This window comes from Nocardia panacis, from assembly GCF_003598715.1.
In the GTDB taxonomy this organism is placed as follows: Bacteria; Actinomycetota; Actinomycetes; order Mycobacteriales; family Mycobacteriaceae; genus Nocardia; species Nocardia panacis.
Genome location: NZ_QZFU01000045.1, coordinates 105,183 through 121,177, shown reverse-complemented (window position 1 = coordinate 121,177; position 15,995 = coordinate 105,183). Strand labels below are relative to the sequence as shown.

14 protein-coding genes are annotated in these 15,995 nt (G+C 70.3%); 12 read left to right on the top strand and 2 right to left on the bottom strand.

Annotation, left to right across the window (positions count from 1 at the left end):
* Positions 1 to 6 precede the first annotated feature (6 nt).
* Genes D5S18_RS31110 through D5S18_RS31090 form a run of 6 tightly spaced genes read left to right on the top strand, consistent with a single transcriptional unit; the run spans position 7 to position 6,374 of the window.
* The gene (locus D5S18_RS31110) at positions 7 to 1,764 is read left to right on the top strand and encodes a dipeptide ABC transporter ATP-binding protein (protein ID WP_120044700.1); all 1,758 of its coding nucleotides are present in this window, start codon (positions 7 to 9) and stop codon (positions 1,762 to 1,764) included.
* Positions 1,764 to 1,937, top strand: coding sequence for a hypothetical protein (locus tag D5S18_RS35120; RefSeq protein ID WP_158608038.1), 174 nt, complete (start codon positions 1,764 to 1,766; stop codon positions 1,935 to 1,937). Before D5S18_RS31110 ends, D5S18_RS35120 begins: the two co-directional genes overlap by 1 nt.
* Positions 1,937 to 3,052: an LLM class flavin-dependent oxidoreductase gene (locus D5S18_RS31105; RefSeq protein WP_120044699.1), complete on the top strand. Its 1,116-nt coding sequence runs from the start codon at positions 1,937 to 1,939 to the stop codon at positions 3,050 to 3,052. The genes D5S18_RS35120 and D5S18_RS31105 overlap by 1 nt, the downstream gene beginning before the upstream one ends.
* Complete coding sequence (locus D5S18_RS31100; RefSeq protein WP_120044698.1) at positions 3,053 to 4,426, top strand: NtaA/DmoA family FMN-dependent monooxygenase; 1,374 nt, start codon at positions 3,053 to 3,055, stop codon at positions 4,424 to 4,426. It abuts the gene before it with no gap.
* Positions 4,423 to 5,226: a DUF1684 domain-containing protein gene (locus tag D5S18_RS31095; RefSeq protein WP_120044697.1), complete on the top strand. Its 804-nt coding sequence runs from the start codon at positions 4,423 to 4,425 to the stop codon at positions 5,224 to 5,226. The genes D5S18_RS31100 and D5S18_RS31095 overlap by 4 nt, the downstream gene beginning before the upstream one ends.
* A complete protein-coding gene (locus D5S18_RS31090) occupies positions 5,223 to 6,374 on the top strand; it encodes an LLM class flavin-dependent oxidoreductase (RefSeq protein ID WP_120044696.1) in 1,152 nt (383 codons plus the stop codon). The genes D5S18_RS31095 and D5S18_RS31090 overlap by 4 nt, the downstream gene beginning before the upstream one ends.
* Positions 6,375 to 6,427: 53 nt before the next feature.
* Here D5S18_RS31090 and D5S18_RS31085 read toward each other — a convergent pair whose 3' ends face one another.
* Positions 6,428 to 7,426: a methylenetetrahydrofolate reductase gene (locus tag D5S18_RS31085; RefSeq protein WP_120044695.1), complete on the bottom strand. Its 999-nt coding sequence runs from the start codon at positions 7,424 to 7,426 to the stop codon at positions 6,428 to 6,430.
* A gap of 179 nt (positions 7,427 to 7,605) precedes the next feature.
* Here D5S18_RS31085 and D5S18_RS31080 point away from each other — a divergent pair, with 179 nt between their 5' ends.
* The 5 genes from D5S18_RS31080 (at position 7,606) to D5S18_RS31060 (ending at position 13,454) form a co-directional block, all read left to right on the top strand.
* Complete coding sequence (locus D5S18_RS31080) at positions 7,606 to 8,763, top strand: polyprenyl synthetase family protein (protein WP_120044919.1); 1,158 nt, start codon at positions 7,606 to 7,608, stop codon at positions 8,761 to 8,763.
* Positions 8,760 to 9,032 (top strand): hypothetical protein, encoded by a 273-nt coding sequence (locus D5S18_RS31075; RefSeq protein WP_147404316.1) that lies wholly within the window; start codon positions 8,760 to 8,762, stop codon positions 9,030 to 9,032. Before D5S18_RS31080 ends, D5S18_RS31075 begins: the two co-directional genes overlap by 4 nt.
* A gap of 53 nt (positions 9,033 to 9,085) precedes the next feature.
* Positions 9,086 to 10,654 carry a phytoene desaturase family protein gene (gene crtI / locus D5S18_RS31070; RefSeq protein ID WP_120044693.1) on the top strand — a complete coding sequence of 523 codons (1,569 nt, stop codon included), beginning with the start codon at positions 9,086 to 9,088 and terminating at the stop codon, positions 10,652 to 10,654.
* Between the two features lie 80 nt (positions 10,655 to 10,734).
* Positions 10,735 to 12,447: an alpha-(1->6)-mannopyranosyltransferase A gene (locus D5S18_RS31065; RefSeq protein WP_120044692.1), complete on the top strand. Its 1,713-nt coding sequence runs from the start codon at positions 10,735 to 10,737 to the stop codon at positions 12,445 to 12,447.
* Positions 12,444 to 13,454, top strand: a complete 1,011-nt coding sequence (locus D5S18_RS31060; protein ID WP_120044691.1) for a phytoene/squalene synthase family protein — start codon at positions 12,444 to 12,446, stop codon at positions 13,452 to 13,454. The genes D5S18_RS31065 and D5S18_RS31060 overlap by 4 nt, the downstream gene beginning before the upstream one ends.
* 55 nt (positions 13,455 to 13,509) lie before the next feature.
* Here D5S18_RS31060 and D5S18_RS31055 read toward each other — a convergent pair whose 3' ends face one another.
* Positions 13,510 to 13,875, bottom strand: coding sequence for an Rv2175c family DNA-binding protein (locus D5S18_RS31055; protein WP_120044690.1), 366 nt, complete (start codon positions 13,873 to 13,875; stop codon positions 13,510 to 13,512).
* A gap of 206 nt (positions 13,876 to 14,081) precedes the next feature.
* Between D5S18_RS31055 and pknB the strand changes: the two genes are divergently transcribed.
* Positions 14,082 to 15,992 (top strand): Stk1 family PASTA domain-containing Ser/Thr kinase, encoded by a 1,911-nt coding sequence (pknB, locus tag D5S18_RS31050; protein ID WP_239004138.1) that lies wholly within the window; start codon positions 14,082 to 14,084, stop codon positions 15,990 to 15,992.
* The last annotated feature ends 3 nt before the right edge of the window (positions 15,993 to 15,995 follow it).

The following is a 15,995-nucleotide window of genomic DNA, read 5'->3' as shown; positions in this document are numbered from 1 at the left end:
CATCTCATGCACGGTGAATCCGCCGTCGCGGCCACCGACCGCATCGGCGCCGCGCGAGCGGCGACCCTCGAATTCGACCGGCGGAGCACCGAAGCCGACTCGGCCGCGCAGCCCGGACCGGACGGTGCCGGAATCTCCGATGCGCTGCTCGAGATTCGCGATCTGTGGGTCGGGTACCGCTCGCCATCCGGACCGATCGCGGCGCTGTCCGGAGTGTCGCTCACGATTCGACGCGGTGAGGTCGTGGCCCTGGTCGGCGAATCCGGTTCGGGCAAGTCGACTCTGGCGCAGGCCGTGATCGGCTTGCTCGGACACAATGCCGAGGTCGGCGGCGGTGCGATCACCTTCGACGGCAGGGTGCTCGACACGGGCTCGGAGCGGATCATGCGCGAGATCAGAGGGGCCAGGATCGGATTCGTCCCGCAGGATCCCGGTCTGTCGCTGAATCCGGTGCGCCGCATCGGGGATCAGGTGGCCGAGGCGCTGCTGGTGCATCGCCGGATCAATCCGCGCGGGGCGCGGCGGCGGGCGGTGGAACTGCTCGCCGAGGCCGGATTGGACCACCCCGACCTGCGCGCCGGACAGTACTCGCACGAACTGTCGGGCGGGCAGCGTCAGCGGGTGCTCATCGCGGCCGCGCTGGCCTGCGCGCCGGATCTGATCATCGCCGACGAGCCAACCAGCGCGCTCGACGCCACGGTGGCGCGGCGGGTCATGGACCGCCTCACCGAGCGCACCGCCGCGCGCGGGGCCGCCGTGCTGCTCATCACCCACGATCTGGCAGTGGCGGCCGAGCGGGCGCACCGGCTGGTGGTGCTCAGCGGCGGCGAGATCGTCGAATCCGGGCCGACCGCGCGAATACTCGCCGAACCCGCCCACCCCTACACCCGGCGACTGCTCGCGGCGGCGCCGAGCCTGAACGGGTTCACCGAATACCGGCCCGCACGGGCCGTCGCGGGTGCGCCGCTGTTGGCGCTCAATGGAATTCACAAGCGGTTCCCGCTGCGGGACGGCGCGAGCACGGCCGCGGGCGGCGGCGCCATCACCGCCGTAGACGGCGTCGACCTGACGCTGCACCCCGGCGAGACCCTGGCCCTGGTGGGCGAATCCGGCTCCGGCAAGTCGACCACGGCGCGGATCGCGCTGCGGCTCACCGACGCCGACCGGGGCACCGTCGTGTTCGAAGGCGGCGACCTGACCAAGGTGCGCGGCGAGCGACTGCGCGCGCTGCGCCGCCGCTTCCAGGTGGTCTATCAGAACCCCTATGCCGCACTGGATCCGCGCTGGCGGGTCGGCGCGATCGTGGAGGAACCGCTGCGCGCCTACGGGGTCGGCGAGCGCGCCGAGCGCCGGGCCAGGGTGCGCGAACTACTCGAACAGGTCGCGCTCCCGGCGGATTTCGCGGCGCGCAGGCCCGCGGAACTGTCCGGCGGGCAGCGTCAGCGGGTGGCCATCGCCCGCGCGCTGGCATTGCGACCCGCGCTGCTGGTGCTCGACGAACCGGTCTCCGCGCTCGACGCCTCGGTGCAGGCGCAGATCCTCGACCTGCTCGAGCGGCTGCAGCGCGAACTCGCGCTGAGCTATCTGTTCATCTCCCACGACCTGGCGGTGGTGCGACGGATCGCCGATCGGGTCGCGGTGTTGCGCGCGGGACGCATCGTCGAATCCGGCCGCACCGCCGACATCTTCGAATGTCCCGCGCACGAGTACACCCGAGAGTTGTTGGCCGCCATCCCCGTTCCCGCCGCCGCGAAAGGATCCTGATGCCACCCCACCTGATCGCCCTGGTCCGACGGCAGTGCCGCGCGGCCGCGACCGCCCGCGACGCGCTGTGGCAGCGCGCCCATTTCCTCGCCCCCGACCTGGCCTGCGCCGGACTGCACCCTGCCGCGCGCCCGCTCGTCTGGGACGCGGCCCAATTGAAAGGACCGTACTGATGCCCTCTTCCGCACCCTTCCTCGCCGTCGAACTCGCGGGCGCCGGTGCGCATCCGGCCGCGTGGCGGCGGGCGGATTCGCGGGCCGAGGCGGTGTTCACCGGCGACTACTGGGCCGACGCCGTGCGCGCGGCCGAGAACGCCGGAATAGACGCGGTATTCCTGCCGGACGCCTTCGGCCCGCAACCCGGCGGTCCCGGTGTGGTGCGCGGGCGGCTGGACGCGGTCGCGGTCGCCGCCCGCGCCGCCGCGGGCAGCACCGGCATCGGTCTGCTGCCCCAGGCTCCGGTCACCCATACCGAACCCTTCCACCTGGCCAAGGCGATTCAGAGTCTGGACTTCGCCACCAAGGGCCGGGCCGGTTGGGAAGTGACCGTCTCCGAAACCGCCGCGGAGGCGAAGTCATTCGGCCGCAAGAACGTTCAGAACGCCGAGAGCCTCTGGCACGAGGCCGACGAGGCCATCGAGGTGGCCACCCGGCTGTGGGACAGCTGGGACGACGACGCCGAGATCCGCGATCTGCCCACGGGCCGGTTCATCGATCGGGACAGACTGCATTACATCGACTTCACCGGGGACAATTTCTCCGTGAAGGGTCCGTCCATCACGCCGCGCTCACCGCAGGGCCAGTCGATTCTCACGGTGCGCGCCGACCATCCGGCCGCCGCCGCCATCGCCGTGCGGCGCGCCGACCTGATCCGCATCGCCGCGCCGGATCTCGACGCGGCCCGCACCCGCCGCGACGGGTTGCGGGCCGCCATCGCCGACGCGGGCCGCGATCCCGACACCGTCCGAGTGCTGCTCGACCTCGATATCCACCTCGCCGACACCCCGGAGACGGCTGTCGCCGAATTCGACCGGCTCGAAGACTTCTCACCCACACCGATTCGGCTGCGACACCTCGGAACCGCCGCGGGACTCGCCGAATTCGTCGACACCGCCGTCGACTCGCGCGCCGCCGACGGACTCACCCTGCGTCCGCTCGCCCTCGCCGCGGCCCTGCGGCGCCTGCCCGAACTGGGGCGAAATCCCCTCTCCGCCACCACCCTGCGCACCCGGCTCGGCCTGCCGAGACCCGAGGGCCGATACGCGACCGCCCGACAAGGAATCCACTAGATGAGCTCATCGCGACCCCGCCGGACCGTGCACCTGGCCGCGCACTTTCCCGGCGTCAACAACACCACCGTATGGAGCGACCCGGACTCCGGCAGTCAGGTCGACTTCGACTCCTTCGTCCACCTGGCCCGCAGCGCCGAACGCGGTCTGTTCGACTTCTTCTTCCTCGCCGAGGGGCTGCGGCTGCGCGAACATCGCGGCCGCATCCACGATTTGGATGTAGTCGGCAGGCCGGACACCTTCACCGTGCTCAACGCGCTCGCCGGGGTGACCGACAAGATCGGGCTGGCGGGGACGATCAACAGCACCTACAACGAACCCTTCGACGTGGCAAGGCAATTCGCCTCGCTGGACCATCTGTCCGGCGGGCGCGCCGCCTGGAATGTCGTCACCTCCTCCGATGCCTTCACCGGCGAGAACTTCCGGCGCGGCGGCTATCTGGCGCACGATCAGCGCTACCGACGCGCGGCCGAGATCGTCGACGCCGCCCGCGCGCTGTGGGACGCCTGGCCCGCCGACGCGCTCACCGTGGACCGCGACCGGGGCGTCTTCGCCCGCGATATTCCCGAAACCCGTTATCGAAGCACCCAATTCGACTTCGCGGGCGTCGCGCCGCTACCGCCGAGCCCGCAGGGCCACCCGGTGCTGTTGCAGGCGGGCGACTCCGAGGACGGCCGCGAATTCGGGGCGGCCACCGCAGATGCCATCTTCACCGGCCACGGCACCCTCGACGACGGGCAGCGCTTCTTCGCCGATATGAAGGGTCGCCTGGCCAAATACGGTCGCGCACACGACGATCTGAAGATCCTGCCCGCCGCGACCTTCGTCCTCGGCGATACCGAAGCCGAGGCGCAGGAGCGCGGCAGGCACATCCGCCTGCAGCAGGTCGGCCCGCAAACCGCCCTGGCCTTCCTCGAACAGGTCTGGGGCCACGACCTTTCCGGCTACGACCCCGACGGGCCGCTGCCCGATATCGATCCGGTCGACAATCCCGACATCACCAGGGGCCGGGTGCGGCACGCGAAAGATCCACGCGCCGTGGCGCAGGCATGGCGCGACAAAGCCGAGGCCGCGCACCTGAGCATCCGCGAACTGGTCATCGAGGTGACCGCACGCCAGCAGTTCATCGGCACACCCGCGCAGGTCGCCGCGCAGATCGACCACTACGTGCAGTCCGAGGCCGCCGACGGCTTCATCCTCGTCCCGCACCTGACACCCGCCGGGCTCGACGAATTCGTCGACCGGGTCGTGCCGGAACTCCAGGAGCGCGGCAGCTTCCGCACCACCTACACCGGTTCGACGCTGCGCGAGCACCTCGGGCTGCGCCACCCCCACCATCGCCTGTCCGCCACCGAAGGAGTCCGCGCCTCATGACCACGAGCACCACCACCCTCTTCGAAACCGACTGGGCCGCCTGGCACGCCGCGCGCGAGAACCAGATCCGCGATCCCCTCGGCTTCCTGAGCGTGACCGGATTGCACTGGCTCACCGATCAACCCGAGCTCCTACCCGACGTGCCGGGCACCTGGTGGGTCACCGACGACAAAGTGTTCATCACCGCCCAACCCGCCGACCGACTGAGCTACGACGGCGACCGGATCGCGGGCGTACAGATCGTCGTCCCCGTGGAGGGCGCGCCGGGATTGACCGTGCGCCACGAGAATCGGGTGCTGGAGGTGATCCGGCGCACCGGCCGCCACGCGGTCCGGGTGCACGATCCCGCCGCGCCCGGACTGCGCGAATTCACCGGCATCCCGGCCTACGCGCCGGATCCGCGCTGGGTCGTGCGCGGACGCTACCTACCCTTCCCCGAACCGCGCACGGTGACCACCGGTGCGGTGGTGGAGGGACTCGAACACCACCACACCGCCTCGGGCGCCATCGAATTCACCGTCGACGGCGTCACCGAGCGGGTCGTGGTGTTCGGCCCGGCCGAGGACCTGCGGCTGCTGTTCACCGACGCCACCAGCGGGATCACCACCTATCCCGCAGCCAGATCGCTGGTCGTCGGTGTCCCGGACGCGGACGGGGACGTGCTGCTCGACTTCACGCGGGCGGCCAATCTCCCATGCGCCTTCACCGATTTCGCGACCTGCCCCCTCGCGCCGAGGGAGAACCGGCTGCGGGTCGCCATCGAGGCCGGCGAGCAGGATCCCAGGGGGGTGCGCGCATGACCGTCCCACTATCCATTCTGGATTTGGCCCCGATCAGCGCGGGCTCCACCGCGCAGCAGGCGCTGCGCAATACCGTCGAACTGGCCCGCCGCGCCGAACAGTGGGGCTACCACCGGTATTGGCTCGCCGAACACCATTTCGTCGCGGTCGCCAGCTCCTCATCGATGACACTGCTCGCGCTGGTCGCCGCAGCCACCGAGCGCATTCGGGTCGGCACGGCGGCGGTGCAGCTCGGCCACCACACCTCCGCCGCCATCGTCGAAGCGTTCGGCACCGTGGACGCGCTGTATCCGGGCCGGTTGGATCTCGGCATCGGCCGGTCCGGACATCGCCGGGCGCAGTTCGGTTCCGAACCCGAACCGAAGAAAGGCGTGCGACCCGTGGTGGATACCGCGACCCGACGCACCGTGGTGCGCGACGGCGTCGTGGTGCCACCGCCCTTCGAATTCCGCCGCATCGCCGACAGGTCGCGCTACCTGGCCTCGCTGGGCGCGTTGCATCAGCGCGGCGCGCGACCGCTGGAGTTCACCGAGCAGGTCGACGAGGTGCGCGCGCTGCTGGAGGGCACCTATCACAGCGCCGAAGGTGTGGCGCTGCACGCGGTTCCGGGTGAGGGCGCGCAGGTCGACCTGTGGGTGTTCGGCAGTTCGGCCGGGGAGAGCGCCGAATTGGCCGGGCGGCTCGGGCTGCCGTTCGCGGCGGCATATCACGTCTCGCCGGGATCGGCATTGGACGCGGTCGAGGCGTATCGGGCCGCGTTCGAGCCCTCCACCCGACTGGCTCGTCCGTACGTGGTGGTGTCGGCGGATGTGGTTGTCGCGCAGGACGACGCGACCGCGCGACACCTCGCCTCGACCTACGGTCACTGGGTGCACGGGATTCGCACGGGCGCGGGCGCCGGCGACTACCTCGATCCCGATACCGCGGCCCCGCTCACCGCCGAACAATCGCGCCTGGTCGACGACAGGCTGGCCACCCAGTTCGTCGGCTCGGCGGCCACGGTGGTGTCGAAACTCGAAGCGCTGCAACGGGTTACCGGCGCGGACGAACTGCTCGTCACCAGCGTCGCCTATCGGCACGCCGACCGGCTGGAATCGCACCGCCTGCTCGCCGACGCCTGGGGACTGCGCGCCGCACAGGCGGCCTGATATCGAGTCGGGACCCCTTGTCCGGCAACGGAATCCAGGGGTCCCGACCGGTCTTACGCGCTGATCGGCGCGGCGGTGACGCCGTAGCCGAGATTGGCCAGCACCTCACCGGTGGCCTTGGCGAAATTGAGCGTGATGAAATGCAGGCAGGGCGCGCCCTCGGCGATCAACCGCTCCCCCATCTCGGTGGCGATCTCGATACCGGTCTCGCGCACCGCGGCCCGATCCTCCTCGGGACCATCGCCCGCCGCGCGCCGCAACCGGGCCAGCACGGACTCCGGCAGCGACCGCCCCGACAACTCCTCCGCGCGCGCCACCGTGCGCAGCGAGGTGATCGGCATCAACTCCGGAATGATCGGCTTGAGAGCCTCGACCGGATCGCACGCCGCGACCCGATCCCGCAGGCGCAGATAATGGTCCACGTCGAAGAACATCTGGGTGATCGAATACTCCGCGCCCGCACGCAGTTTCGAGACCAGGAACCGGGTATCGGACTCCAGATCGGGTGAGCGGTGATGCCCCTGCGGGAACGAGGCCACCCCGACGTGGAAATCGCCGAGATCGCGCACGATGCGCACCAATTCCTCGGCGTATTCGACACCCTCGGGATGTTTGTGCCACTCGCCCAGCGGATCACCCGGCGGATCGCCGCGCAGCACCAGAATGTTGCGGATGCCGCAATCGGCGTAACCACCCATCAGGGAACGCAATTCGGCCAGACTGTGGCCGACCGCCGTGAGATGGGCCACCGGGAGCAGGGTGGTCTCCTCGGCCAGTTCGCCGGTGATCCGGACGGTGCGGTCGGCAGTGGAACCGCCCGCGCCGTAGGTCATCGAGACGAAGGCCGGATGCATCCGCTCGAACTGACGCACCGCCCGCCACAGCCGCGCCTCGCCCGCCGCGTCACGCGGCGGATTGAACTCCACCGAGAACGGCACCGCCCGGCCCGAATGCGTCCGCAGGCTACGCACGACGGAGGGGGTGGCGGAGACGTTCGGCGGCGGCTGGTCCGGCCCCAGGGTCGAGCGACCCGGCACGTTGTCGAAAGTCACCGAATCAGTCTAGAGGGCCTGCCTTGACGCGGCGTCGAGCCGTCGGGTCGGGACGCGTATATTTCGACCCGAGGCGGCGCCGAATACCATGCCGCCGTACGCACCCCCGAGGAATCGCCGCGGGCACCGCCCACGGCACATATCGCCCCGTCGCAGGCGAGGCATCCACCGCAACGACCCTGGAGGCTCCCCTGTCCGCCGGACCCGGTACCCCGACTCGGACCCCCGCGGCCGACCCCGACGCACCGGGCGAGCTATCCGGCCGCCCGCTCCCCGACCTGGTCGACGCGGTGGAGCGGGCACTTCGAACGTTCTTCACCACCCGCCGCCCCCTGGTCCGGGATCTGGGACCGGTCTTCGAGGAGGCCGCCGCAGCACTCGAGCACTTCGTCCTGCGCGGCGGCAAACGCACCAGACCCGCGTTCGCCTGGACCGGCTGGCTCGGCGCGGGCGGCGATCCCGCCGCGCCCGAGGCCGCCGCCGTACTCACCGCCTGCGCCGCGCTCGAACTCGTGCAGGCGTGCGCGCTGATCCACGACGATATCATCGACTCCTCGCGCACCCGACGCGGCTACCCCACCGTCCACGTCGACTACGAGCGTCGCCACCGCGACCGCGGCTGGGCGGGCGAATCCGAGCACTTCGGCGTCGGCGCGGGCATCCTGATCGGCGACCTGGCCCTGGCCTGGGCCGACGACATGGTGCACGCGGCCGGGTTGCGCCCCGACCAACTGGCCCGATTCGCCGAGGTATGGGCCGGTATGCGCACCGAGGTGCTCGGCGGCCAACTGCTCGACATCTCCGGTGTGGCCGGGGCCGACGAATCGGTAGCGGCCGCGCTGCGCATCAACCGCTACAAGACCGCCGCCTACACCGTGGAGCGGCCGCTGCACCTGGGCGCGGCCATCGCCGACGCCGATCCGGAACTCATCGCCGCCTACCGCACCTTCGGCACCGATATCGGCATCGCGTTCCAACTGCGCGACGACCTGCTCGGCGTCTTCGGCGATCCGGCCGTCACCGGCAAACCCTCGGGCGACGACCTACGCGAGGGCAAACGCACCGTTCTGCTGGCGGCGGCGCTCGAGCGCGCCGACGCCACCAACCCCGCCGCGGCCGCGCTGCTGCGCGAAGGCATCGGCACCGACCTGAGCCAGGATCAGGTCGAGCGGCTGCGCGGAGTGCTCATCGAACTCGGCGCCGTCCACGAGGTGGAGCGGCGCATCACCGAACTCACCGACCGGGGATTGGCCGCGATGCAAGCCAGTTCGGCCGCACCGGCCGCCAAACAACGACTGCGCGCCATGGCATTGGCCGCGACAAGGAGAGCCGCATGAGGGCCGTAGTGGGACCGAACGATCGCGTAGTCGTCGTCGGGTCATATGCGAACACGGCTGAGTCCAACAAGCCCGATACCGAGCAGGCCAATACCGGCAATCGGAGGTCGGTCCCGCTGGAACGCCGGGTGGTGATCGGCGGCGCGTTCCCGACCCGCCGCGCCATCGGGGCGACCCGGCGGCGCAGGCGGTTGCCCGCCACGGTGTTCGACCGGCCCGCCGCGGTCGAGTCCGCGCCGCGCCGCCCCGAGACGGACACCCCGCAATAGTCGAGGATTTCCCGCTCGGCGACAAATTTCCACAGAAGGATCGGGAGTTCCGCATGAGAACCGTCGCGGGACCGACGGGGCGCGTCGCCGTCGTCGGGGCCGGGCTGTCCGGCTTGGCCGCCGCCCTGTACCTGACCGGGTCGGGTCGTCAGGTGACGTTGTTCGAGCGCGCCGACCACGTCGGCGGGCGGGTCGGTCGCTATCGCGGTCCGGACTACGAAATCGACTGCGGTGCGACGGTTCTCACCTTGCCGGAACTCGTCGACGAGGCACTGGCCGCCGTGGGCCGCACCCCCGAATCGCTCGACACGCCGCTGCGTATGCGGCGGCTGGTCCCCGCCTACCAGGCCCGCTACGCCGACGGCAGCACCATCAGGGTCTTCCCCGACGTCGAACAGATGGCCGCCGAGGTGGCCGCCACCTGTGGACCCGACACCGCCCGACGCTATCGCCGCCTGCGCGAATGGCTGGCCGCGATATATCGGGTCGAATACCGCGAATTCATGGACACCAATTTCGATTCGCCCCTGGATCTGGTGCGCAGTCCACACAAGCGCGGCGCCATGCTCGAACTGGTGCGCCTAGGCGGCTTCGGTCGCCTAGGCGCGCGCGTCGACCGACTGCTGCGCGAACCGAAACTCGCCCGGCTGTTCACTTTTCAAGCGCTCTACGCGGGCATCGCACCCGCCGACGCGCTGGCCGTCTACGGGGCCATCCCGCATATGGACACCTCGCTCGGCGTCTACTTCCCCGAAGGCGGGATGCGGGCCATCGCCGCCGCGCTGGCCGAGGCATTCACCGGAGCAGGCGGCAAACTCGCACTGAACACCGAGGTCACGGGCGTCGACTACCGCGAAGGACGCGCCCATCGCCTCCGGCTGGCCGACGGCGCGACGGTGGACTGCGACGCCCTCGTCCTCACCGCCGACCTCGGCTCGCTCGCCCGATTCGGAGTGCGACCCCGGCGCGGGCTGCGGGCCGCGCCCTCGGCGGTCGTCGCGCACGGCACCATACCCGCCGCCGTCGCCGCGACCTGGCCGGTCCAAGCGCACCACACCATCGATTTCGGCGCGGCCTGGAACCGGACCTTCCGCGAGATCACCGCCCGACGCGGCGGTCGCCCGATGAGCGACCCGTCCGTGCTGATCACCCGGCCCGCGCTGACCGATCCGACCCAGTGCGTGGCGCGCGCCGACGGCCGCCACGAACCGCTGTCCCTGCTCGCACCGTGCCCGAATCTCGAAGCGACGCCCCTGGATTGGACCGCACTCGGACCGGCCTACCTGAGCGAACTGCTCGGTGTGCTCGAGGGGCGCGGCTATCACGGCATCGCGCAACATTTCGCCGTCGACCACCTCGACACCCCGCACACCTGGCGCGACCAAGGCATGATCGCGGGCACCCCGTTCTCGGCCGCGCACCTCTTCCGACAGACCGGCCCGTTCCGCACCCGCAACTTCCCGCGCGGCAGCGCCAATGTCGTCCTCGCAGGCTGCGGCACCACACCGGGAATCGGCGTGCCGACCGCACTGCTGTCGGGCAAACTCGCCGCGGACCGCATCATCGGCCCGCACCTCGAAACCGCGCATACCAGCCGGATGGCACTCGCGGCAACGCCGTAAACTAAGCGCCGACCTATTCACTCGCGGTTGCGACCGCCGACCAACCGGGGGGACCAACACCGACTATGGCATCCCCCAATATGACGCACCTCCCCGCGGTCGAGACCGCGCCCCGCCCCGCCGCACCCGGCAACGCCCGGCGCCTGCGCGCCGCGGGCGACTTCTTCCGCAGCCCCGAGGGCCACGCGGCACTGCTCGGATGCGCGGGCGCGACCATGATCACCTTCGGCGGCTTCGGCGCGGGCAGCGTCCGCCGCAACGATCCGCTGCTGGAATCGCTGCACCTGTCCTGGCTGCGCTTCGGACACGGCTACGCACTGAGCACCATCGTCATCTGGATCGGCGTACTGCTCATGATCACCGCGTGGGTCCGCCTGGGCCGCACCACGATCGGACGCGACGACCGCCCCGGCGCGGGCGTCACCCTCAACGAACTGCGCGCCATCGTCGGCATCTGGACCTTCCCGCTGCTGTTCGCGGTGCCCATGTTCAGCCGCGACGCCTACTCCTACCTGGCGCAGGGCGCGCTGCTGCGCGACGGTTTCGATCCCTACCAGGTCGGCCCGTCCGCCAATCCCGGTGTGCTGCTGGACAATGTGAGCCCGGTCTGGCTCAACACCACCGCGCCGTACGGCCCGATCTTCCTGCTGCTCGGCCGCGCCATCACCGTGGTCACCGGCGACAACGTGGTCGCGGGCACCATCGCGCTGCGGCTGGTCATGCTGCCCGGCCTGGCCCTGATGATGTGGGCCGTGCCGTACCTGACCAAACACCTCGGCGGCAAACCCACCGTCGCACTGTGGCTCGCGGTGCTCAACCCGCTGGTCCTCATCCACCTCATCGGCGGCGTCCACAACGAACTGCTGATGGTCGGACTGATGGCCGCCGGAATCGCGCTGGTTCTCGAACGCCACCACGTGGCGGGCATCGTGGTCGTCGCCATCGGCGTCGCCATCAAGGCCACCGCGGGCGTCGCACTGCCCTTCCTGGTGTGGATCTGGATGCTGCACGAGCGCGAACGCCGCGCCGAACAGCGCGCCGCCGCCCCCGACCACCACCCCGACGCCGCGCGCCCCAGCCCGGATATGCCGCACCCGGCCATGACCTTCGCCAAAATCGCCGGACTCGGCCTCGGCGTCTTCGGCGTGGTATTCGTCGCCGCCTCCGCCATCGCGGGCGTCGGCATCGGCTGGCTCACCGCGCTGTCGGGCTCCAAGAAGATCATCAACTGGCTCTCGCTGCCCACCATCCTCTCCCACATGGTCACCTGGGTGACCCCGCTGAGCCAGGAATCGGTGCTGCCCATCGCCAGGGCGCTGTGCGCACTGGCACTGGGCCTGGTCCTGATCTGGACCTGGTGGCGGTGCCGACACAGCGAGCGCGAGGCGGTGCTCGGCATCCTCATCGCCTTCGTCGCCATCGTCATCCTGTCCCCCGCCGCACTGCCCTGGTACTACTCGTGGCCGCTGGCCCTGGCGGCGGGCTTCGCCCTGTCCACCGGCACACTCATGGGCCTGGTCGGGGTGTGCACGTGGTTGATGCTGGTCTTCCAGCCGGACGGGTCGATCGGGCTGTACAACTTCTGGCACGTGGCCGCGGCCACCTTCGCCGCCGTGGTCGCGGCGCTGTCGCTGCGCACCGTCGACCCGCTGCGGCTGCGCGCGAACCCCGGTCCGACCGCACCCGATGGCACAGCCCCGTTGCTTCGCTCCGACACCGCGCTCCCGACCACCGCTGTGTCCTCCGCCACCGCTACCGCCACCGCGTCCTCCCCCACCCCCACCGGGTCATGAGCGGCCAGGAACTCGCCGCCGCCTATCGGGAGTGTCGCGCCATCGCAGCCGCGCACGGCCGCACCTACTTCCTGGCCACCCGGTTGCTCTCGCCCGAGCGAAGACCGGCCGTGCACGCGCTGTACGCCTTCGCCAGGACCGTCGACGATATCGTCGACCATCCGGCCACCGTCACGGCCGAACACGGTCCGGCGGGTGAACTCGACCTGATCGAGAAGCGACTGCGGCTACTGCTCGAATCCGGTTCGGAATCCGGCGAGCAAGGCGCACAACCGTATTCGGCGGTATTGCGGGCCGCGGCCGACACCATCGCGCGCTACGACATCGCACCCGAACACTTCTGGATCTTCCTCGACGCCATGCGCATGGACGTCCCCGGCTCGGCCCACTTCCGCGACCGCTACACCACCATGACCGAATTGCGCGGCTACATGCGCGGTTCGGCGGCCGCCATCGGACTGCAACTGCTGCCGGTGCTCGGCACCGTGGTCCCGGTCGTCGAGGCCGAACCCGCCGCCGCCGCGCTGGGCGAGGCCTTCCAGCTCACCAACTTCCTGCGCGATATCGCCGAGGACCTCGAGCGCGGCCGGATCTACCTGCCCACAGCGGAACTCGCCGCCTTCGGCGTCGACGCCGACCTGCTGACGCACGCTCGCCGCACCGGGCGCACCGAGCCACGGGTGCGGCGCGCGCTGAGCCACCTCACCGCGATCAATCGGGAGCTGTACCGGCAGGCGAATCCGGGTATCGCGCTGCTGTCGCCGCGGGTCCGCCCCGCCATTCGTGCGGCGAGCACCCTGTATTCGGAGATTCTGGTCGAACTGGAACGCGGCGGTTTCGCCGTCTTCGCGTCCAGGGCCGTGGTGTCGCGGCGACGACGCATCGGTGTCGCGGCGAAGGAATTCGCGGCCTCCGCCGTACGGCCGGGAATTCCAGCCATACAGCCTGCAATTCCAGCCACCCGGCAAAGGGATTACCGCCGCCCGGCAAAGGGATTCCAATACTGACACGGAAGTGAATTGCCCGCCCTGCGACACAGGGCGGGACGTCCTATACGACTGCTCAGAACGGGTCGGCGGCCGCGCGGCGCAGCACCTCCCTGGCGAGCGGACCGTGCAGCGCCTCGACGGGCTTGCCCGGCAGCGTCTCGTCCTCCTTGAAGATCCACTCCAGGATCTCCTCATCGCTGTACTTGGCGTCGCGCATCACCGTGATCAGGCCCGGCAGCGGTTTGACCACCGCGTCGGCATCGAGAAACATCTCGGGCACGCCCGCGACACCCGCGCGGCGCACCGCGATCAACTGATGATCGCGCAGCATCTGATGAACACGGGTCACCAGGATCCCGAGCCGGTCGGCCACCTCCGGCAGCGGCAGCAGCGCCACCGATTCGGGAAGGACATCATCACTGCAGGGAAAGGCACTCACCCGGACAACGGTAGACGGTCACCAGCGGCGCAGCGCGCAACACCCTGGCAGCAGGCCCGCGAACAGGACACGCCCGAGCCACCCGGCGCCACAGCCGGGCACGGCTACGATCGTGGGGGCCGCACGGGGCGGCCGGTCGCTTGTCGCACGCGCAGCGAGGGGTGAGCACATTTGTGAAAGCCGGAGGAAACCAATTGATCGGCCAGATGCTGGAAGGGCGCTATCGCATCGACGCGCCGATCGCGCGGGGCGGCATGTCGATGGTGTTCCGAGGGGTCGACACCCGCCTCGACCGGCCGGTCGCCATCAAGGTGATGGATCCCAAATTCGCGGGCGACCCGCAATTCCTCACCCGCTTCGAATTCGAGGCGCGCGCGGTGGCCAAACTCAAGCACCCCGCGCTCGTCGCGGTGTACGACCAGGGCATCGACGGCGAATACCCCTTCCTCATCATGGAATTGGTGGAGGGCGGCACCCTGCGCGAACTGCTGCGCGAACGCGGCCCGATGCCGCCACACGCGGTCCGCGCCGTCGCCGAACCCGTCCTGGCCGCCATCGGGGTCGCGCACACGGCGGGCCTGGTGCACCGCGATGTCAAACCCGAGAATGTGCTCATCTCCGACGCGGGCGAGGTGAAGATCGCCGACTTCGGCCTGGTGCGCGCGGTAGCCGCCGCCAACACCACCTCCGCCAGCGTCATCCTCGGCACCGCCGCCTACCTCTCCCCCGAACAGGTCACCACCGGCACCGCCGACGCGCGCAGCGATGTCTACTCCTTCGGCATCCTCATCTTCGAATTGCTCACCGGGCAGGTGCCGTTCACCGGCGACAACTCGCTGTCCATCGCCTACCAGCGCATCGAGAACGATGTACCGAGCCCCAGCCGATTCATCGCGGGCGTCCCACCCGAATTCGACGACCTGGTGGCCAGGGCCACCGCCCGCGAACCCACGCACCGCTTCGCCGACGCCAACGAGATGGCCGCCGCACTGCGCACCATCGCGGGCACGCTCAACCTCCCCGCCTACCGGGTGCCCGCGCCGAAGGATTCGGCCGAACACCTCAGCGCCACCTACCGCGCTGTCGCACCCGCACCGCGCCCCGCACCGGCACCGGTGCCGCAGGAGCTGCAGCACACCAGGGTGGTCACCGCGCCGCGCCCCATCGCGGACTACCACCCCACCGAATACACACCGGCCCAGGAGCTTCGCGAACAGCCCTTCGGTCCGCCCGAACTACCACGCGGACGACGCACCGCCTGGATCTGGGTGGCCGTCGTCGCCGTGCTCACCCTGCTGGTCGGCCTCGGCGGCTGGTGGCTCGGCTTCGGCCGCTTCGCCGCCGTCCCGCCCATCGCGGGCCTGGACACCCCGCGCGCCGTCGCCGCACTCCAGCAGGCCGGATTCGACACCGAGGTCAGAGCGCGGGCCTCCGACACCGTCCCCGTCGGCGGCGTCGTCGGCAGCGACCCCTCGGCGGGCGCCAAGGTCACCAAGGGCTCCACGGTCGCCGTCCTGGTCTCCAGCGGCAAACCGAAGGTGCCCGACGTCAAAGCGGGCGACAGCATCACGCAGGTGAACCAGCAGATCCGCGACGCCGGACTGATCCCGGTCGACTCGGGCGAGACGGCCAGCACGGCATCGAAAGGCACGCTGGCCAAGGTGGATCCGAGCCCCGGCATCGTGGTGCCCGCGGGCAGTCAGGTAAAGGTCTACCGCAGCAAGGGATCCCAACCGGTCAAGGTGCCCGACGTGCGTGGCAAATCCACCGAGGAGGCCACCCGCGTCCTGGACCAGGTCGGAATCAAGGTGCGCGACACCAAGAACCAGTACGACAAGAGTGTCGAGGCGGACAAGGCCATCGGCACCGTCCCCGCCGCGGGCGCGACCGTCCAATCGGGGGACGAAGTCACGCTGCTGGTCTCCAATGCCGTGCGCATGCCCGGCGTCGTCGGACTCAATGTGGCCACCGCACGCGGCCAACTGCAATCGCTCGGCCTCCAGGTCGATGTCAAACAGTTCGCACCGATGGACGGGTCGCTGGTGATCTCCCAGAACCCCGGAGCCGGAGCCAACGTGGAGGCGGGCGACACCGTCAGCCTGGTCGCTATCCCCTAGTCG

What these genes read in the sequence shown, in the direction of transcription:
- D5S18_RS31110 (WP_120044700.1), top strand. Translation starts at nt 7, where the DNA reads ATGCACGGTGAATCCGCCGTCGCGGCCACCGACCGCATCGGCGCCGCG.
- D5S18_RS35120 (WP_158608038.1), top strand. Translation starts at nt 1,764, where the DNA reads ATGCCACCCCACCTGATCGCCCTGGTCCGACGGCAGTGCCGCGCGGCC.
- D5S18_RS31105 (WP_120044699.1), top strand. Translation starts at nt 1,937, where the DNA reads ATGCCCTCTTCCGCACCCTTCCTCGCCGTCGAACTCGCGGGCGCCGGT.
- D5S18_RS31100 (WP_120044698.1), top strand. Translation starts at nt 3,053, where the DNA reads ATGAGCTCATCGCGACCCCGCCGGACCGTGCACCTGGCCGCGCACTTT.
- D5S18_RS31095 (WP_120044697.1), top strand. Translation starts at nt 4,423, where the DNA reads ATGACCACGAGCACCACCACCCTCTTCGAAACCGACTGGGCCGCCTGG.
- D5S18_RS31090 (WP_120044696.1), top strand. Translation starts at nt 5,223, where the DNA reads ATGACCGTCCCACTATCCATTCTGGATTTGGCCCCGATCAGCGCGGGC.
- D5S18_RS31075 (WP_147404316.1), top strand. Translation starts at nt 8,760, where the DNA reads ATGAGGGCCGTAGTGGGACCGAACGATCGCGTAGTCGTCGTCGGGTCA.
- crtI (WP_120044693.1), top strand. Translation starts at nt 9,086, where the DNA reads ATGAGAACCGTCGCGGGACCGACGGGGCGCGTCGCCGTCGTCGGGGCC.
- D5S18_RS31065 (WP_120044692.1), top strand. Translation starts at nt 10,735, where the DNA reads ATGACGCACCTCCCCGCGGTCGAGACCGCGCCCCGCCCCGCCGCACCC.
- D5S18_RS31060 (WP_120044691.1), top strand. Translation starts at nt 12,444, where the DNA reads ATGAGCGGCCAGGAACTCGCCGCCGCCTATCGGGAGTGTCGCGCCATC.
- pknB (WP_239004138.1), top strand. Translation starts at nt 14,082, where the DNA reads ATGCTGGAAGGGCGCTATCGCATCGACGCGCCGATCGCGCGGGGCGGC.